Below are 18,968 nucleotides of genomic sequence, written 5' to 3' on the forward strand. Positions count from 1 at the left end.
TTAAAATAAAACTCTATAGACATATGAATATAGATAGAAAAAGCTATGAAATGAATAAAACCCCTTCTCCATTATTGGATAGGGGGTTCTTCTTCTATATTTTGATTCTTTTGATCAAGCGCAGAGGATATGATATCAAGTCCGATGTATAAAAAGCTAACAAAGAAAGATAAAATCAATACCCCATTTCCCCATATAGAAACTTCAATTATCTTCAAATTTAGTACATATTTAATCGTGAAGTAAATAAGAGCCCACGAAGCAAAAAATTCTAAAATATAAGTTATCCAATTTGGGATCTTCAACAAAAAAGTGATTCCTTTCCCTATAAATAAAACGATAAATGACCAAAAAATCACAATGATGGTAACTAACAACGAGAAGGTAATCATAGAAAAAAATGAATCATAAGTGATGTATTCACCGAAAAGAAAATTCACTCCCAATGATACTAGATAAAGCATGACAGTTGGAAGGGCAATAACTAAACTTAGGGAAAAAAATATAAGCAAAATAAGAAGAACGGCAGCAATAGCGCCAGGGGCTTCATCTACAACGTTTTTCTTTCTTAAAAAAGTATAGAGTATGATAGACACTAAAAGGAGTATTAAAAAAGTCAATGAAATCACGTAAGAAAAAGACATGAAGACCCTCCATAAAAAAGCGCTATTAGAAACTAATAGCCCTTATTTTTATATTTAGATAAGAGTAATGATGAATTTTGCCAAAGTTTTAGCAACATCTCTAGGGGCACCCATCTTAATAAAAGCATTTGTGAACTGTTTTTCTGTCCACTTTTCCCCTTTATCCATTACTTTTGCGATTTTGGCAGAATGTTTTCTGATCCAAGCAGCAGCTTTTAAGAAAATCACTTTTATCTATGCGATACACAAAAATTGTAACAAAAACCATATTAAGAATAAATTGTATCTAAGTACTGTATTTTATATAACCTGATATATTTTGAATAAAGAATATCTAAAGATGATGAAGTTATTTATCAGTTTAACAATTTTTTCTGTGTTATTCGCTGCCGGTTGGTCACTTGATAAAATCATTACTTCTAACACTCATCATGTAACAGAAAAGGCAATTACAATATAAAAAAGCCCCTGCATAGGGCTTTTTTTATTTGAATATCTTTTCATTAGTTTGCCGGATGCTATACCTGCTGCCATTGCATAACACGTTTCCCAGTAGTGCCTTTTTGAACGGCGTTTACGTCTCCTCAAATTTTTGATATTTTATAAAGTGCTGATAGCATTTTGTTATTGTTCATTTTATGCTCCTTTTGCGTTGAATCCTAACTAAAGTATATAATGATAAAAGAAGGACATGCCCTATAAGGCGCTATGTCATGAGAGGAATTGGATGAAAGATGAGTAAAAATTTCTGGCGTGATTTACCGCGGCCATTTTTTATATTAGCACCAATGGAAGAAGTGACAGATGTTGTGTTTCGTCATGTTGTGAGTGAGGCGGCGAGACCTGATGTGTTTTTTACAGAGTTTACGAACAGTGAGAGTTATTGCCATCCTGATGGCATTCAAAGTGTGAAAGGGCGTTTAACCTTTACAGAGGATGAGCAGCCGATTGTTGCTCATATTTGGGGAGACAAGCCTGAGAACTTTAGACAAATGAGTATTGGAATGGCGGAATTGGGATTTCAGGGGCTTGATATTAATATGGGCTGTCCTGTCCCAAATGTCACGCAAAACGGGAAGGGCAGCGGCTTGATTCTTCGCCCAGACGTTGCAGCAGAGCTGATTCAAGCAGCAAAAGCAGGGGGATTACCTGTCAGTGTGAAAACAAGACTTGGTTTTACTGAAGTCGATGAATGGCGCGGATGGCTTAGACACATTTTGGAGCAAGATATTGTGAATTTATCGATTCACCTTCGTACAAGAAAGGAAATGAGCCAGGTGGATGCGCATTGGGAGCTCATTCCTGAGATTAAAAAACTTCGTGATGAAGTAGCACCTGATACTCTTTTGACAATCAATGGAGATATTCCTGATCGTCAAACAGGCTTAAAGCTCGCTGAACAGTATGGAGTAGACGGCGTGATGATTGGGCGCGGGATTTTCCATAACCCATTTGCTTTTGAAAAAGAGCCGAAGGAACATACAAGTGATGAACTGCTTGGTCTCTTAAGATTACATCTTGATCTTCATGATCAATATTCGTCACTAGGTTTGCGTCCATTCAAGGCACTGCACCGTTTCTTTAAGATTTATGTAAAAGGATTCAGAGGAGCGAGTTTCTTAAGAAATCAATTAATGAACACATCATCAACAGACGAAGTGCGTGCAATGCTGGATGAATTTGAAGCGAGAAATCAAGACCAATCATGACCAAAAAGAGGAGGGAGAACCCTTCTTTTTTTTATTTAATAGGACTATTAAACTAGTTCGCTTAAATGGTAAAATGAGATAGAAATAACAATTGGAGGTATTTTATTTGAAACCATTTTGGGATAGAGAAAGCGAAGAAACATTTAAGAAAATCAATGAGAAAGGCATTGCAAAAGCGGAAAAGAAGCTAGGCGTCATCTTGCCTGATACATATAAGAAACTTATCCTCGAACAAAATGGCGGGTATACCCTGCATAATGCTTTTCCAACGGATCAGCCGAATGGATGGGCAGAGGATCATGTGTCATTTGATCATTTAAGAGGAATTGCCAAAAATGAAGGCATCATGGATAGTGATTATTTAATAGAAGAATGGGAATTGCCTGAGGGACTTGTGCTCATTTGTGGGGATGGTCATACTTGGATTGCATTGGATTACAGAGAAACAAAGGAGCATCCGACAGTTCATTACTTTGATCTAGAATATGAGACGGATTTCAAATTAGCGGATTCGTTTGATGAACTGATTGCTGGGCATTATACCGCAGAAGATAGCGAAGAAGATGGGATGTCAGATGAAGAGTGGCAGGCTGAATATGAAAAGCAGAATAAACCATTATCAAAAGAAGAAGTGAAAGATATCTTCTTAACCAAAGACCCTGAACAGCTTTCAAAAATCGCGAATTTCCAAGTAGAACAAATTGATGATATCAAGTGGATTTTTTCTGAAGTAGAAACATACATGAACTCCATTCAAGACGAAGAAATGTTAACGAATGCTGGCTGGGCGATCAATACGATCTTTATACTGAATGAAGAGATGATTAAGCAGCATTCTGATGTTGTCGAGAGTGCACGTCGTTTTGCGGAGCATTTGAATCAATCAGAAATAGATGAAATGCACGACATAGCCATTAATATATCGATTGCGTTGGAATTTGATTTAGAGGAGTAATACATCTTTTTTTATTGAGAAATCTATCATTTCAGCAAAAGACCCCCTCATCAAAAGGGGGTCATCAATTCCTTACTCCGCACTCTCCTCAACCTCACGGCTATCCTCTGTTTCACCTATATAAATAGGGCCGTTTGCGTGGTCGATTCGGATTGGCCATTCGTATGGGACATGCAGGCGTCGTGCGATGGCTCTCCAAAACTTTGCAGAATCAAATTCTAGTTCTTGAAAGTCTTTGAGCAATTCTTTATAGGAAGATCCGTCAAATTGAATGTACGAGTCTTGCAGACGCATAAAGGCATAATGTCTCACTTCTAATGCTGCCGCAGCTTCCATTTCTTCTTCTGTTGCTTCTCCAATGATTGTTCCTGCGGGCGGAAGCATGTCGTATACGTTAAATTCCTCTTCTTCTTCGTGTGCTGCATTGTGCTGTTGATCTGACATTTCTCTTCACTCCTTCTAGTTTTCATCAAAATTTGATTCGTGCTTACCTCTATTATCGGAAGAAAATGCGAAATGTGGAATGAATTCAGGAAGGAGATGCACGACACTTGCTTTTTCTTCTTGAATCTTTTATGATCAATTATAGATATAAAAGGTCTGTAATAGATAGAAAGGGATGTTCCTATGAAATATTCTAAAGCGACCAACTATGCGCTGCATACGATGGTGTTTTTAACTCTTGCACCAAAGGGGAAAGCAATAGGCGTTGAGGCTCTCGCCAAGATGCAAGACCTTTCACCCACTTATTTATCCAAAATCTTAACAAAGCTTGTGAAGGCAGGATTGATTGAATCAACACCTGGCGCAAAAGGTGGTTACACCATTCTGAAAAAGAAGGAGGACATTTCGTTTTTAGATGTGATTCAGTCGGTAGAAGGACAAACCAAATTATTCCGTTGTTCCTTAGAACATGATTCTTTCATGCCTCATGATGGCTGTTTGATTGAACAGGTCATGCAGGATGTTGAAACGAAAATGCAGAAAACGCTAAGTCAAAAGCGGTTAGTTGATATCGCAAGTCAAATAGAGCAGACAGAAAAAAATCCATTTTTCAACATGTGATTTTTTTGAACCAATTATAGATATTAAGAGTCTTTAAAGTCTTGAATAAAAAGGAGAGATTGACATGTTATTAGATTGTGCCATTATTGGAGGCGGGCCAGCCGGATTAAGTGCAGCACTTGTTGTGGGGCGAGGCAGAAAACAGGTCATTGTATTCGATGACAAGATGCCAAGAAATCGAGTGACCCAGGAATCACATGGGTTTATTACAAACGATGGGATGACACCGTTTGAGATCAGACAAGCGGGTGAAGCAGATCTTCAAAACTACTCCAATATCCAAATCAAACGAACTAGAATTGTTGAGATACAAAACAATGAGGTCAACTTTGCGTTACTGACACAAGAGGGAGAAAGATTCGAAGCGAAGAAAATCATATTGGCAACAGGACTAGAGGATATACTGCCAGAGATCAAGGGGATGCATGAAGTGTATGGAAAGACGTTGTTTAGCTGTCCTTTCTGCGATGGCTGGGAGCTAAAGGATAAGCCACTTGCTCTCATTGCTGAGAATCCACGCGCCTTGCATATGGCTAAACTTCTTTCCAATTGGACAAAGGATTTGATTGTGTTTACGAATGGGCAGCAAGTGTTTGCTGAAGAGGAGAAGGCATTGCTATCAGCACATTCTATCCAAGTCATTGATGTACCGATTATGTCCATTCATCATGAGAATGGGCAAATGCACTCTATTCACCTTGCGAATGGGGAAACGGTGAATAGAGAAGGCGGATTTGTCGCAAGTGACTTCAAGCAGTCAGCTCCATTTGCTGAAACACTAGGCTGTCAAATGACGAAAAATGGCGGTATCGAAACAGATATTCTTGGTCGTACAACAGTCAGCGGTGTCTTTGCATGCGGTGACAATTTAGGCGGCCCTGCTCAGCTTGTCCTTGCAGCGGCAGCTGGAAGCCAGGCAGGAATGGGCGTCATCCATGAACTTGTGCAGGAAGAATTTCAACAAAAAACATCTCTATGAAAAGAGATGTTTAGCGATGAACGGTTTTCCTTTTTGCTAAGACGTGAGCTGTCCATTCAAAAAGTGCGTAGATGACAAAGAAGATCAGAATCCAGCTGCTGACATCGACCCATACATTGGTGATATGAATGAAGTTCGCCTGATCAAGTCCAGCCTGTATCCACATGGTGATCAATGCTGTGAGGAACACCTGTAAAAACCATTTTTTCAATTGGTCACACCTCCATCTCTTTCTATCATATAAGAAATGACAGTTTATTTCCAATTATGTTTCCATCAGTTTCAACGGTAAAATAAGAAATAAAACCAATGGAAGGATATGACATGAGCGATCAAACCGATAGTTTTTTAAAAAGTCATTTTCCTGATCTTGTCCTCACGCCGCCTCTTTTTTATGGGCGGCCTTTTGGGCTTCGCTTTGAAGTGGCAGATTGGTCATTAGGAGAAGAATCAGTTGTATTAGAAAAAGCAGGGGATCGTGCTTTGAAAATTGTCAGATATGCTTTTGATCTACAGCACTGGCTATTAGACTATGACCGCTCTCAGATGGATCAGTTGTTTACAGAGAAATAAGAAAACCGCACTTGTCGACAAGTGCGGTTCTGTTTTATGCTTCTACTTTATTGAAGAACTGTGGTAAATATTCTTTGTGTGCTTCTAGCATTTCATCTAGGATGCTTTTTGCAATGGCATCTGATGGGACGAGCGGGTTGATTGTCATTGCGACAAGTGCTGTGTTGTAATCGCCTGTCACGGCTGCTTCAGCGGCAACACGTTCAAAGGATTTAATTTGAGAAATAAGTCCTTTGACTGCGACTGGCATTTCACCAACAGCGATTGGTTTAGGGCCGTCTTTTGTGATGACACAGTTCAGTTCAACAGCAGAATCATTTGGAATGTCACTGATGGCACCATTGTTGATGGTGTTGACAGGCTGAATGTCGTGCTTGTCGTTATAAATGGATGCAATCAAGTTACAAGCTGCATCACTGTAGTAGGCACCGCCTCGTTTTTCAAGCTGTGGCGGCTTGATATCAAGATCAGGGTCTTTGTACAGCTCGAACAGGTCATTTTCTAGTGCACGAACGACTTCTGCACGAGTGCCCTCATTCTCTGCTGCTTTCTTTTCTTCAGCCAGCATATCACTTGTTTTGTAGTAGTAGCGGTGATATGGACATGGAATCACGCCAAGCCCTTTTAAGAAATCAGCATCCCACGGAATGGCATGAATGTTGTTCATCGACATCGTGGAGTTTGGATCTGCCATGTCTTCGATGACTTGATCCATGATACTTTTGCCATCTAAGAATACATTGAGTCCAAAGACCATATGGTTCAATCCAGCAAAGCTGACCTCGACTCTGCTTGCGTCGACATCAAGCCCTTTGGCAATTCCCATGCGAATGCCGATTGGCACGTTGCATAGTCCAACGACTTTGCGATGGTTTGAATAGCGAAGTACGGCTTCTGTAACCATACCCGCTGGATTTGTGAAGTTCACAAGCCATGCGTTTGGGCACAGTTCTTCAATATCTTTCACAATATCAAGAATGACTGGAATGGTGCGAAGCCCTTTGAATAGACCTCCTGGACCATTCGTTTCTTGACCAATGACATCATATTTTAAAGGAATGCGTTCATCCTTCATACGTGCTTCGAGAAGTCCGACACGGAATTGTGTTGTGACGAAATCAGCGTCCGCAAGCGCTTTCCGGCGATCTAATGTTAAATGAACCTCGATTGGAAGTCCTGCCTTTTTCACCATTCGTTTTGCAAGATCTCCGACGATTTCAAGCTTTTCTTTTCCCGCTTCAATATCGACAAGCCAAAGCTCGCTAATCGGGAATTCATCGTACCGTTTAATAAATCCTTCTACAAGCTCTGGTGTATAGCTTGATCCTCCGCCAATTGTGACAACCTTTAATCCTTTTGCCATGTTCTGCACCTCCGAATAATGTAACGCGCAATGTTATAATAGAGAAAAGCCAATTCTTTTGTTTGTACATCTATAGCTTATCGTGAGAGCATCTCGTGCGTAAATGACTTCAGCGTCTTTAGGCAAGGGTGCCCTATTTAGAGATTTGTTACATAAAAGAAACACATTGTGACATGCTGTTGGAGAAAGGGGAAGTCAGATGTTTTCAAGTGAGGTTATTTCCAGCTTTAATGAACTAGAAAGCGCTTTATACCGATACATCATGGAAAACAGTGAAAAGGTCGTGTATATGAGAATTCGGGACTTAGCAGATGCTGCCCATATATCCACCTCGTCTGTCCTTCGCTTTTGCCGAAAAGTAAATTGTGAAGGCTTTTCAGAGTTTAAAGTGAAGCTTAAAATGTATTTAGAAGCAGAGCAGACACCTACTTTAAAAAGCACCCAGCACTTTCTGTATGAATTTATTGAACGAACACTAAAAGGGGACTTTGAGGGGAAAATTAAAGAGGCAGCAAGACTCATTGCCGATGCAAAAAATGTGCTGTTTATTGGCACTGGCAGCTCTGGTATTTTGGCGCAGTATGGGGCAAGGTACTTTTCAAGTCTTGAGAAATTTTCATTTTACATCAATGATCCGTTTTTCCCGATGAATATGCAGTATTTAGACAATAGTGTCACCATTGTGCTGTCTGTATCAGGGGAGAACAGTATTACGATTGATCATATTTCGAAGTTAAAAAGAGAAGGAAGCAAAATCATTAGCATTACCAACAATCAGCACTGCACGATTTCACGCATTTCAGATTTAAATATTGCCTATTACGTGACAGACGAACGGGTTCACCGAGCCAATATCACGACACAGACGCCAGTCGTGTATATTTTAGAAGCGATGGCACGTGATATGTTCGCGATGTTAAAGGAAAAGTAAAAGAGCCGCTGCATGAATCAGCCGCTCTCTTTTTTCTGCTTTATAAAAGCGAGGATGGCAATACCGGAACAGACAAGCACAAATAGACCGCCTAGCAAATACACAAATCTCGTTCCGAATGTATCCGCAATCAATCCAACAAAGAAAATAGATAAACTGACAGATATAGAAGAGAGGACGTATTGAGCCGAATACACTTTTGATAAATCATGGACTGGTGTTTCCGTTTGAAGAATGGTTTGCTGTGAAACATCCCGAATTTGATAGGCAGGCCCCATCAAAATACAAAGCAGCAACGCAAGCCACGGGAGGCTGTTCAGCGCAAATAGAATGGTCAGCACTGCATAAATAAAAGAGCCTGCTGCCATAAAGAGGAGAAGCTTTTTTTGAATAAATCGGCTCAACCATGTAGCCAAGATCCCGCCTATAATGGCACCTATATAATAAGCAGCATTGATAAATCCCCACCATTCTCCACCTTCCTTTAAAACAAGTGTGACAAAGGCAAGCGTAACCGGTCCGACCCACAAAGCACCTGCAATATTTTCAGAAACATCCATGAAGGTCAGGGTGCGAACCGTTTTGTTTGTCCAAATGATCATCCAGCCATCCTTGAACCTGTTCTTCGTATGTGCTTTTTGAACCGTGTCTTCTTGCTTGAGTAGAGAAAAAACAGGGATGATAAATAGATAAGACAACGCAATCATGAAACAAGAGGCCCACATTAAATAAAATGGCCCAATCAATAGGACAAGCATTCCAGTGAACGAATAGCCGGCAATTTGAACAGATTGATGAAAAATGGAGGCTGTACTGTTCGCTTTCACAAGCTGATTTGCTGGCACCAGCATCGGCATGATGGACTGTAATAAAGGACTAATGAACCCGCCAGTGATGGAAATTAAAATGAACGCACTAAATAGCCAGATCAGATGCTGCTGAAAGAAATGAAATTGTGTCGTGAACACGACGAGCATCCCAATCCGTAAAAGAGGGACCCATTTCAATAGACGATCGGCGTGAAAGTGAGCGGTCAAAACAGGAGAGATGAGCCCAGCCAATAGCTGACATAGCGTTCTTATGAGCGGAAATACAGCAGCATAGGCAACAGATTGTGTATCTTGATAAATAACTAACGTAATCGTCATCAAAAATAGAATATCACTTAGCATGAGAAGGCTTTTACTGCCTGTATAACACCAAAACTTGTTTCCCATATCCAATCGACTCCTTCTTTTCCAAAAACAAGTTCAGTATACCATGGTGATGAAGTACCCAGAGGATTTTCATTCAAAAATACATCTTAAGTATGAGAGGATTGTGATAAGCTAAATGAAACACATCGTAAGGAAAGGGGTTCAATCAATGAAAACATTACCAGCACATGACTTTTTGGACAAACACGGTATCCCATATGAAATCAAAACATTTTCTTCCGAAACAGAGAAGGGAGCCGCAAATGTAGCAGCAGCCCTTGGTTTTCGTGAGAGACAAATGATTAAGACATTGATTTTTGAAACAGGGGAAGGAGAGCAGCTGCTTGTGATGGTTGGCGCTGACCAGCATATTAAGTCAGGGAAACTAAAGAAAGCGGCTGGCTCTCGTAATATTAAAATGGCATCACCAGAGAAGGTTCTAGAAGTGACAGGCTACCGAATTGGCTCAATACCGCCGTTTTGCTGGCAGCCAGAAGGCTTCCGCACCATCATCGAAGCTTCGCTATTAGAGGAGGAAATATTAGGCGTTGGAGCAGGTGAATGGGGAAATGAAATACTGATCACACCAGAACAATTAGTGAAAGCCTCAAAGGCTGTACCGTATGACATCGTGCAGCCAGCAGAATAGAAAAAAGTGCCTGTTTCTCATACAGGCACCTTTTTAATTTGCAGCCGGCTCCTTAAATGGACCGATATCTTTCATTTGCAGGAAGGCATCCACGGTTCTATTCTCTTCAAGATCATTCGCCCGTTTGCAGATCACAACAGGTCTGACGATTTCTATGCCTTCGATATATACACGCCCAATCTCTTTCCGCTTGAGACTGCCTTGAACCGCATCACGGGGAACAAGTGTGATCCCATAGCCAGCTTTAATCATTTGAATCGCTTCATGAACACCGCTGAATTGTAAATCAACAGTCGGTTTTTTAATTCCTTTCGAGGTGAACAGGGAAAAGAGCTTATCTCTAGTGGAGCTGCCTTCTTCACGCATTAAAAAGGGCTCCTGACTCAGGCGCTCTAGCGGAACGGTTTTTCCGTTCAACAGATGGTCTGCTGGCACAATAAAATCATAGCTTAAATTCGTCAAATGAGAGGTAACGATCTCCTCATGATGCAAATCTTCAATTACAGCGATGGCGACATCTGATTCATATTGAAGCAGGCTCTCTATCACTTGAGCGGAATTTCCGCTTTTTAATTCGATTTCTGTCTGTGGTGATGACGTTTTAAAAGCAGCCAGCCAATCAGGCAGTAAAAAGTTGAGTGGTACGTAGGTAGAAGCGATGCGGAGGCGCCCCTTCTTCCCGTTTTGTAATAGCGTGATCTGATATTCTACTTCCTTTTCAGCCTCAAACACTTGCCGGGCATAAGGTTGCAGCATCTTTCCCATTTCTGTGAGCGCAATGCCCCGACCGTTTCGTTTAAAAAGGCGAAACCCGATCTCTCGTTCAATGCTTCTAAGCTGAGCCGTCACAGCTGGCTGTGTCAAAGATAGTGCGTCGGCAGTTTGTGTGACGCTTTTTGTCTCTGCGACCTTTGCAAAAATCCGAAGGGCATGTAAATTCAACTTCGCACCACCTATCAATTATTTTGATAAAACAATCAAAAACATTCATTAGATTTATTATAAGGCATCCCTTATCGTAAAGGTAGCGAAGGGGGAAGAAAAAATGGATCGTCGTCAAAAGCAAGTTGTGTCAATATCGCTCATCACAGCATTTGCACTTATTGGGGATTCAATGCTCTATATTGTTCTCCCGGTCTATTGGAAAGAGATTGGTTTATCATCCATTTGGGAGGTCGGGTTACTGCTGTCCATCAACCGATTCATTCGTATCCCGCTAGCACCTGTCGTATGGTGGCTCTATCGCTATATCCCAATGAAGACGGGTGTATTGATCGCGATTTTGATCGCGTCAGTGACCACGATATTATATGGGATGAGCGGCTTTTGGCTGCTGCTTATCTGCCGCTGCGCATGGGGTCTCGCTTGGACATTACTCCGAATGAGCGGGATGAGGGTTTTGGCTGAAATGGACGAAGGCTCACAAGGACATTTGACGGGGCTTTATAATGGGCTTTACCGGCTTGGCAGTTTATTTGGCATGTTATTTGGCGGAATCTTTGCTAGCTTGATCGGCTTCCAGTCCATGACGCTAGTCTTTGGTTTACTTACATTGATGGGATGCATTTTTTATGTATCGTTGGATGAAATTGAAAAGAGAGAAGGCACGCAGGTGTATCATGGCATCAAACAAAAGTGGTTTACACGAGATGTTGTAAAAGTACTGATAACAGGCATGCTGATCGCACTGATCATTCAAGGTTTATTCGCATCCACGCTGAGTCATGTCATTGAAGCAAAGATTGACCAGGATCAATTGACTCTGTTTGGCTTTGTCATCGGAGCTTCGGCTTTAAGCGGTGTGATTCAAGCAATTAGGTGGGGATGGGAACCATTTGTAGCACCGAGAACGGGCAAATGGTTTGATCGGCTTGTGATGAAGGAACGAATGCTATGCTGGATGTTTCTTTCATTTGGAGGGCTCAGTTTTCTTGGGGTCATGCTGAAGGTAAGCGGCTGGTTCCTATTGATGCTGCTTTTGATTCAGCTGCTGGCAACGATTGTAACAACGTTCACCGATACACTTGCCTTTCAAAAAGCCTCTGCTCAAACAGATAAGAACCGCTTTCTCGCCAGCTATTCTTTTGTTCAAGATATGGGGGCTGCTTTAGGGCCTTTGTGCGGGTATACGTTGATTCAGTTTTTCGGAACAAACAGCGTCTTTTGGTTGATGCTCATCATAAGCTTAATGCTTGTCAGCATGTGGGTAAGAGGCGGGCAGCATGTTTCTTCTAGTGCAGTGTAAAAAATAAAGCGTTATATAAAAAAACTGCCTCATGCAGCTGATCGCAGGAGGCAGTCATATTCTCTTATTCTAAGTCTGAATCGTAGGCTTTTTGCGTGAGCTGGCTGACAACCTCTTTTAATCCATTTGGTTTATGGAATTCAACAGGTGTGCTTCCTTTTTCGAAGACAATTTGGTCTGCTTCGACGAGCACGACATATCGATTGTTGACCTTCGCAATATGGATCGAGTGGCCAAAGTCCGCTAGAAGCCCTTTGATTTCTGTTTCACCTAGACGCATTTTCATTGTGATATCAGGGGTTTGTTCCACAATGTGAGAAGCTGCTAGTGTGACCTGTTCTGTATCGAGTGTTTCTCTAATTTCTCGTTTTTCACTCGCTTCCCATATTTCAAGATCCTCTTCGAACTGCTTTAATTCTTCACTTTCATCCTGTAATGTTTCAAATACTTGTTCCTGCACCATGTTCATGACCTGTGATTTCATGATTTCAGGCATAGATTCTCCGTATTCGACGAATTTCAGAAAGTCCTCAAAATAACGAGCATGTGAGGATTGGTGAATTTTCACTTCAGCTTCCTCTGTCATGCCCTCTTCTGGCATAAAAGGGTATTGAATTGATTTCATGTTTTTTGTTGTAATCGCCATTTCTACTTTTTTGATCAAGGTAGATGTATCAGCGATAGAAGCAACTTTCTGTTCAAAATCGCATTTCATAATAAAGACAAAGGAGTCATCGAAGTACTTTTTAGGAACGGCAGACGCAACTAAAAAAACGCCGCCTCTGACAGCACTTGTATCTAAATACGTGCGAACAAACTGTTCACTGCATTCATTAAATACTTCTTTTGTATCGGCAAATCTCGTCTGATGAAATAAATTGTAGTTTGGATTTGAATCGAGTTCATGACCGGGTTCGACAATGAACCGGCCAATTTTGGTTGGTACTTGTTCAGATTTAGGGTGTCTGTCCACTTTTCGTTTGACGATTTTTTTTAGCTCACCATCTAAAAAGTCCTTCAGCTCACTTTGTTCAAATTCCTCTTGATCTAATGTTTGATAATGCTTGAACCGTTTATTTGCTTGTTCATCTTTGCCTTCGATTTCTACGACAAAGAATGATAGAAAACGTATCGTAAAATCCATTGATTGGTCACCACTTTTTCTTCTTCGGATATGTTGAGTATAGAAAAAGGAGTGAAAATCGTCAACGAATGGAGAAATATCGTGTCATTATTTCCCGAGAAATGTTTAGTGAAAAACACTTGATAATAATTATCATTCTTGATAGAATGATAAAAGAAAAGAAGGAACCTGCCAGTTCCTTCATCTCAGAAAAACCTCTTATTTTGTTTCAAACGTTTCGCAATCAGTTTCAGCATTGCGAGTCACATCAGTCATTGTGTTTTTACCAATTTTAATGGTAGAAGCCGTACAGCTGTTATCAGCCCAAAAACGGCAAGAGTTCACTTCACAAAGTACGTTTTGTGCCATGGGAATTCACCTCCGTGATTCATATTGAGAATGAAGCAAGCTGCCACTTGAATTCATTCCATCTAGTAGTCTCTTGATAAAAAGAGGCTGTTTGTGCTGTTGATGCACATGTTTATCATACCATCTACCCTGATAATATACAATTTAAACTTTGAAAGAGCGAGAATACAAATCTCGCTCTTTTTTTATTTGTAAAAATAGTTAAATGCTAGGTGGCACCCTCTCTCATTTCGACATATGAATAGAGTAGATTCAAAACCTGATGTCGGACAAAGTATGAGGGTACATGTACTGATTTTCCGCATAAAGATAAGGTTTTCAATCAAAAATTTTTCATAGAGAGATGAGGGGAGAAGATGAAAGCAGTCATTCTCTGCGGAGGAAAGGGAACGAGAATGAGTGAGGTCACACAAGCGCTTCCTAAACCACTTGCTATGATCGGAGATCGGCCTATTCTATGGCATATTATGAAAATCTATCAGTATTACGGAGTAGATGAGTTTATCTTATTGCTTGGATATAAAGGAGAGAAGATCAAAGAGTATTTCCTGAACTACGACTGGCGGCATCACAGCATGAAGCTGGATATGGCGACAGGGGAGATGAAGCTTTTAGGAAAGTCAGAGAACTGGAAAATCACCTTTTTAGATACAGGCGAGAATACGATGACAGGCGGACGGTTAAAGCAGGCACAGGACTACATTGGGGATGAGACATTCATGATGACGTATGGTGATGGACTTGCCAATGTCAATATGTTTCATCTGCTGAAGCGTCATCAGGATCTTGGGGCAGCTGCGACTGTCACAGGAATTGAAAAGAAGTCACAGTACGGGACGTTGAAGGTATATAACGGGATGGCACAATCCTTCTCTGAGAAGACAGACAGTATCGGGATGATCAATGGAGGATTTTTTGTGTTGTCTCCAAAGGTATTTGACTATTTGACAGACGATGATCAATGCGTGTTTGAAGCGGAGCCTCTTCAAAATCTGGCGAATGATGGAGAGCTTGCGGTTTATGAGCACCACGGATTTTGGACAGCGATCGATACGTATAAGAACCTGAAGGAAATCAATGGCATGTGGACAAATGGAAAACAACCATGGAAGGTTTGGTGACGGCATGAGCGGATTTTGGAATGGGAAAAACGTATTTGTGACTGGATGTACAGGACTATTGGGAAGCTATCTCGTCAAGGAATTGATTGATCAAGGGGCAAACGTGACGGGACTTGTGCGTGATCAGGTGCCAAGGTCGAATTTATATCAAGGCAGTCAATTTGAAAAGATGAATGTGGTGCAAGGTGCATTGGAGGATATGCAAACGATTGAACGTGCGTTAGGAGAATACGAAATTGATACTGTCTTCCATTTGGCGGCGCAGGCCATTGTTGGGGTCGCAAATAGACACCCTGTTTCTACATTTGAAGCCAATATTTTAGGGACATGGAATGTACTCGAGGCGTGCAGAAGACAGCCGCTGATCAAACGAGTCATCGTGGCATCAAGTGACAAAGCATACGGCGATCAGGAACAGCTTCCATACGATGAAGACATGCCGCTAAATGGGAAACATCCGTATGATGTATCAAAGAGCTGTGCAGATTTAATTTCTCACACGTATTACAACACATATGGTCTTCCAGTTTGTATTACGCGCTGCGGCAATTTATACGGGGGCGGGGATTTAAATTTCAACAGAATCATTCCGCAAACCATCCAGCTTGTGCTAGAAGGAGAAGCGCCGGAAATTAGAAGTGACGGGACATTTATTCGTGATTATTTCTACATTGAAGATGCGGTTAAGGCTTATTTGCTGCTAGCTGAGAAGATGGAGGAAAAAGGGCTCGCTGGAGAAGCCTTTAACTTTAGTAATGAAATTCAGCTGACGGTTCTTGAACTCGTGGATAAGATTTTAAAGGCAATGGGCAGTGAACTGAAGCCTCGTATTTTAAACCAAGGAACGCATGAGATAAAGCATCAATATTTGTCGGCAGAAAAGGCGAGAAAGCTGCTTGATTGGAAGCCAGACTACTCGATTGATGAAGGTTTAGAGAAGACGATTGAATGGTACCGCGAATTCTTTCAAAAATAGAGGTGTAAGTAGATGAACAGCATATATTGTACGGTTCTATCAAGTGGAAGACTTTATCAAGCCATTGCGTTTTTCTTGTCATTGAAGCAAGTAGAAGATGATGCTGTCATCAAGACGTTATGTATGGATGATGCTGCATTTGATCTGCTTCAAAAAATGAATTTTCCTCATGTTGATCTTGTTCATGTACGGGAGTTCGAAACGCCGGAGCTGCTGGAGAAAAAAGAGGAACGGGATGCCTCGGAATATTGCTGGACATTAAAGCCGATGTGGATTGAGTGGTTATTTGAACAGGAGCAGGCAGAAGGAGTAACCTATCTTGATGCGGATTTATTTTTTTATGAGAGCCCGCAAGTGATTTTTCAACATCAGCCGGATGCCTCTGTTTTACTTTCGAGAGGGGATATTGTGATTCCGAGCTTCGATCCTGAGGAAGTGAAAATGCTTCAGAAGCTTTTAGGTCGCTATAACTCTGGCTTCCTGCATTTTAAAGGAGATAAAGCCGGACGAAAATGCCTCAGCTGGTGGAAGGAAGAATGCTTGAAGGAATGCAAAAATGCACCGGGAGAAGGCAAGTTTGGAGATCAAGGATATCTCGATCATATGCCGAAGCTGTTTGAAAAAGTGGAGGATATTCAAACAAAAGGCGTGAATATTGGTCATTGGAACTATGGGCAGCATTCATATCGGGAAGAGAATGGACGGATTTTGCTGGAGGATGGACATCCGCTCATTTGCTATCATTTCAGCGGCTTTCGCATCGTGAGCAAGGATGAGATGCAGCAAATTCATGAAAAGGGGAGAGATGATCTGCCGTTTTTCCAAGAAGCCTATCGAAACGTGCTGCGCCATGTAATTGAATCTGTTGAGCAGGTCGATCCGCTGTTTAACGGCTATGCCAAATTGGAGGAGGATGACGCATGAATGAGAAGCCAAAGGTAAGCGTCATTATTCCGAGCTATAATGCCAAGGAGCGTTTAGAAGGGAGTCTTTTTTCTTTAACGCTTCAGAATACGAATATTCCGTTTGAGGTCATTGTCGCCGATAATGGGTCAACGGACGGCACGATGGAAATGCTCGAGAACATTGAGGTGAATTTCCCGTTTAAAAAGGTGCGTATTCCTGTCAATCAAGGGATAGCCAAGGGGCGCAATCATGCCATTCGCGAGGCGGAGGGAGACCTGCTGATATTCCATGACAGCGATATGCTGGCAGAGCCGCAATTTATTCAAAAGCATGCGGAGGCACATGCTGATCATGAGGACCTTGTCATTTGTGGTGTATGCTGGAAGCGGATTTATCGTTATTTTTACGAAGCATTTGATCAGGATCATATCAATCGGTTGAAAAAGCAAGGCCTGTATAAGCGGAAAATGAATGATAAAACGCCTCTTTTATCAATGAAGGAAGTTGAAAATGGTGCATTTCTAGAGAAAAGCTTCGATTTGCAGTCTGAGTTTATTGATATCCTCAAAGACATTTTGAGCACGTACAACTATGATTTAGGCTCTTATGAGCTGCCGTGGCGATTTTTTATTACGAATAACTCCTCTGTCAAACGCAAGCATGTCATCGCGCTCGGGATGTTTGATGAACAGATCGTTCGGTACGGGTTTGAGGATTATGATTTAGGAATTCGTCTGCATCAGCTTGGTCTCTCTTTTGAATTGCGAGAGGATATCATGAGCGTGCATCAGGAGCATCCAAGTAATTTAACGTCATTTGATGACATCAAATATAACATTTTGTATATGTGCGAGAAGTACAACAATATTGATGCCATTGATGTCCATTTGGCTTTCTCTGGTCCATTTTCTCACACCGTCACAAATGACATTGTGAAAGAAGTCCGGCAGCTGCGTGAAAATCCGGTATTCGATGGTCTGCTCTCTTATTTTTTAGAGCTGCTTCATTTGATCACAGAGCGGAACGTAGGCGTCAAACGCGATAATAAAGATCAGCTGACCGCTAGACATGTCCCTTTGAAAAAGCTGTCAGAGGCAGCGCAGCTTGCACGGCAGGAATATGGCTGCACAGTGCTTGTAGAAGCCATTCAAGGGCTGACAAAAGAGCTATTACGCGTTGATTTGTTTCAAGTGGATGTGTTGTAGATGGCGTCTTATCATTTTACAACCATTGTGTCGAATACCCATGTTTTTAAGCTTTTGGCGCTGATTCATTCGCTTGAACAAACCGCTCATTCATTCAAGTTGTCTGTTCTATGTGCAGACCCTTTGGCTTACAAGGTGTTAAGTGAATTTCCTCATCCGCACGTTCAATATGAACAGCTTGAAGATATTGAAGATGAGACGCTGCGAAAGGCAAAGGATGATCGGACGTTCCATGAGTATTGCTGGACGTTAAAGCCCGTTTTTTTGCTCAAAATCCTTGAGTCCTCAGAAGCGGATTATCTCGCCCATTTGGATACGGATTTGTATTTTTATCATGATCCAGAGGCGATATTTGCAGAGAATCCACTCGCTCATTTATTTTTGACGGATCATATGAATTCCAAGCGGTTCTATCACTTTTATGAGTTATCTGGCCGCTTCAATACTGGATTTGTCGGCTGCCGCAACACAGACGTTGCCAAACGGGCGGTCACACAATGGAAGGAAAACTGTCTTGCACACTGTACAGTCGAAATGGATACAAAAAATAAGACGTATGGAGATCAGCGGTATGTTGAAAGATGGATCGATGATTTTGAAGGGGTCCATGTGGTGACATCTAAAGGAGCCAATGCCGCGATTTGGAATATTGAAAACTACAAGCTTTCAGTTGTGAAAGGGGAAATGTATCTCGACGAATGTCCACTCTTGTTCTATCATTTTTCTGCCTTTACGATCATTGATGAGAATACCTTTAATCTGAATTGGTATTACTATATGACAGAACAAAAGCTTGTGGATCATTTATATATTCCATATGCCGATTTGGTTCATCAAAAAATCAAACAGGTGCAAAAGGTCTTTCCGGAATTCCAGCAAGGGTTTATTGCAAAGAAGCATGTACCTGATACGCATTTTTATGAGATATGAAAAAACCGCTCAATCACTGAGCGGTTTTC

The 18,968-nt window shown here is 41.4% G+C and carries 21 protein-coding genes; 13 read left to right on the plus strand and 8 right to left on the minus strand.

Features of this window, described 5'->3' with window-relative positions; translation table 11 throughout:
* Nucleotides 1-71: 71 nt before the first annotated feature.
* The gene (locus NSS78_RS03545; RefSeq protein WP_327840051.1) at nt 72-644 is read right to left on the minus strand and encodes a hypothetical protein; all 573 of its coding nucleotides are present in this window, start codon (nt 642-644) and stop codon (nt 72-74) included.
* Between the two features lie 734 nt (nt 645-1,378).
* On the opposite strand from NSS78_RS03545, the gene NSS78_RS03550 reads away from it, so the two are divergent.
* Nucleotides 1,379-2,353 carry a tRNA-dihydrouridine synthase gene (locus NSS78_RS03550; protein ID WP_095407913.1) on the plus strand — a complete coding sequence of 325 codons (975 nt, stop codon included), beginning with the start codon at nt 1,379-1,381 and terminating at the stop codon, nt 2,351-2,353.
* A 106-nt stretch (nt 2,354-2,459) separates the two neighbouring features.
* Nucleotides 2,460-3,308 (plus strand): SMI1/KNR4 family protein, encoded by an 849-nt coding sequence (locus tag NSS78_RS03555; protein ID WP_327840052.1) that lies wholly within the window; start codon nt 2,460-2,462, stop codon nt 3,306-3,308.
* Nucleotides 3,309-3,380: 72 nt separating this feature from the next.
* On the opposite strand, the gene NSS78_RS03560 is transcribed toward NSS78_RS03555, so the two are convergent.
* Nucleotides 3,381-3,752, minus strand: a complete 372-nt coding sequence (locus NSS78_RS03560) for a hypothetical protein (protein WP_106030035.1) — start codon at nt 3,750-3,752, stop codon at nt 3,381-3,383.
* Between the two features lie 183 nt (nt 3,753-3,935).
* Here NSS78_RS03560 and NSS78_RS03565 point away from each other — a divergent pair, with 183 nt between their 5' ends.
* Complete coding sequence (locus tag NSS78_RS03565) at nt 3,936-4,373, plus strand: Rrf2 family transcriptional regulator (RefSeq protein ID WP_327840054.1); 438 nt, start codon at nt 3,936-3,938, stop codon at nt 4,371-4,373.
* Nucleotides 4,374-4,437: 64 nt separating this feature from the next.
* Nucleotides 4,438-5,352, plus strand: coding sequence for an NAD(P)/FAD-dependent oxidoreductase (locus tag NSS78_RS03570; protein WP_226804749.1), 915 nt, complete (start codon nt 4,438-4,440; stop codon nt 5,350-5,352).
* 10 nt (nt 5,353-5,362) lie between these two features.
* On the opposite strand, the gene NSS78_RS03575 is transcribed toward NSS78_RS03570, so the two are convergent.
* Nucleotides 5,363-5,563, minus strand: a complete 201-nt coding sequence (locus NSS78_RS03575) for a hypothetical protein (protein WP_327840057.1) — start codon at nt 5,561-5,563, stop codon at nt 5,363-5,365.
* Nucleotides 5,564-5,676: 113 nt separating this feature from the next.
* Here NSS78_RS03575 and NSS78_RS03580 point away from each other — a divergent pair, with 113 nt between their 5' ends.
* On the plus strand, nt 5,677-5,925 hold the full coding sequence (locus tag NSS78_RS03580; protein WP_327840059.1) for a hypothetical protein: 249 nt from the start codon (nt 5,677-5,679) through the stop codon (nt 5,923-5,925).
* A gap of 34 nt (nt 5,926-5,959) precedes the next feature.
* Here the strand turns inward: NSS78_RS03580 and NSS78_RS03585 are convergent, their stop codons facing one another.
* Nucleotides 5,960-7,288, minus strand: coding sequence for a 6-phospho-beta-glucosidase (locus tag NSS78_RS03585; protein WP_050945753.1), 1,329 nt, complete (start codon nt 7,286-7,288; stop codon nt 5,960-5,962).
* Nucleotides 7,289-7,487: 199 nt separating this feature from the next.
* On the opposite strand from NSS78_RS03585, the gene NSS78_RS03590 reads away from it, so the two are divergent.
* Nucleotides 7,488-8,219 carry a MurR/RpiR family transcriptional regulator gene (locus NSS78_RS03590; protein ID WP_003213997.1) on the plus strand — a complete coding sequence of 244 codons (732 nt, stop codon included), beginning with the start codon at nt 7,488-7,490 and terminating at the stop codon, nt 8,217-8,219.
* Between the two features lie 17 nt (nt 8,220-8,236).
* Here NSS78_RS03590 and NSS78_RS03595 read toward each other — a convergent pair whose 3' ends face one another.
* The gene (locus NSS78_RS03595) at nt 8,237-9,436 is read right to left on the minus strand and encodes an MFS transporter (RefSeq protein WP_342468291.1); all 1,200 of its coding nucleotides are present in this window, start codon (nt 9,434-9,436) and stop codon (nt 8,237-8,239) included.
* 148 nt (nt 9,437-9,584) lie between these two features.
* Here NSS78_RS03595 and NSS78_RS03600 point away from each other — a divergent pair, with 148 nt between their 5' ends.
* Nucleotides 9,585-10,064, plus strand: coding sequence for a YbaK/EbsC family protein (locus NSS78_RS03600; protein WP_050945755.1), 480 nt, complete (start codon nt 9,585-9,587; stop codon nt 10,062-10,064).
* 33 nt (nt 10,065-10,097) lie between these two features.
* On the opposite strand, the gene NSS78_RS03605 is transcribed toward NSS78_RS03600, so the two are convergent.
* Nucleotides 10,098-11,006 (minus strand): LysR family transcriptional regulator, encoded by a 909-nt coding sequence (locus NSS78_RS03605; protein ID WP_342468292.1) that lies wholly within the window; start codon nt 11,004-11,006, stop codon nt 10,098-10,100.
* A gap of 103 nt (nt 11,007-11,109) precedes the next feature.
* Between NSS78_RS03605 and NSS78_RS03610 the strand changes: the two genes are divergently transcribed.
* Nucleotides 11,110-12,309, plus strand: coding sequence for an MFS transporter (locus NSS78_RS03610; protein ID WP_113386819.1), 1,200 nt, complete (start codon nt 11,110-11,112; stop codon nt 12,307-12,309).
* 64 nt (nt 12,310-12,373) lie between these two features.
* Here NSS78_RS03610 and NSS78_RS03615 read toward each other — a convergent pair whose 3' ends face one another.
* Both NSS78_RS03615 and NSS78_RS03620 read right to left on the minus strand, forming a co-directional pair.
* The gene (locus NSS78_RS03615) at nt 12,374-13,453 is read right to left on the minus strand and encodes a DUF3900 domain-containing protein (protein WP_012009211.1); all 1,080 of its coding nucleotides are present in this window, start codon (nt 13,451-13,453) and stop codon (nt 12,374-12,376) included.
* Between the two features lie 198 nt (nt 13,454-13,651).
* Complete coding sequence (locus tag NSS78_RS03620; RefSeq protein ID WP_003213883.1) at nt 13,652-13,801, minus strand: DUF1540 domain-containing protein; 150 nt, start codon at nt 13,799-13,801, stop codon at nt 13,652-13,654.
* 356 nt (nt 13,802-14,157) lie between these two features.
* On the opposite strand from NSS78_RS03620, the gene rfbF reads away from it, so the two are divergent.
* From rfbF to NSS78_RS03645, 5 genes are read left to right on the plus strand one after another with little or no spacing between them, the layout of a single operon-like run.
* Complete coding sequence (gene rfbF, locus NSS78_RS03625) at nt 14,158-14,922, plus strand: glucose-1-phosphate cytidylyltransferase (RefSeq protein WP_050945759.1); 765 nt, start codon at nt 14,158-14,160, stop codon at nt 14,920-14,922.
* Between the two features lie 4 nt (nt 14,923-14,926).
* On the plus strand, nt 14,927-15,898 hold the full coding sequence (locus tag NSS78_RS03630) for a GDP-mannose 4,6-dehydratase (RefSeq protein WP_041816148.1): 972 nt from the start codon (nt 14,927-14,929) through the stop codon (nt 15,896-15,898).
* Between the two features lie 12 nt (nt 15,899-15,910).
* On the plus strand, nt 15,911-16,822 hold the full coding sequence (locus NSS78_RS03635; protein WP_342468293.1) for a putative nucleotide-diphospho-sugar transferase: 912 nt from the start codon (nt 15,911-15,913) through the stop codon (nt 16,820-16,822).
* Nucleotides 16,819-18,009, plus strand: coding sequence for a glycosyltransferase family 2 protein (locus tag NSS78_RS03640; protein WP_342468294.1), 1,191 nt, complete (start codon nt 16,819-16,821; stop codon nt 18,007-18,009). Before NSS78_RS03635 ends, NSS78_RS03640 begins: the two co-directional genes overlap by 4 nt.
* Entirely contained in the window at nt 18,010-18,939 is a 930-nt protein-coding gene (locus NSS78_RS03645; RefSeq protein ID WP_212046304.1) for a putative nucleotide-diphospho-sugar transferase, read from the plus strand.
* The last annotated feature ends 29 nt before the right edge of the window (nt 18,940-18,968 follow it).

This window comes from Bacillus sp. FSL W8-0920 (genome assembly GCF_038593215.1).
In the GTDB taxonomy this organism is placed as follows: domain Bacteria; phylum Bacillota; class Bacilli; order Bacillales; family Bacillaceae; genus Bacillus; species Bacillus pumilus.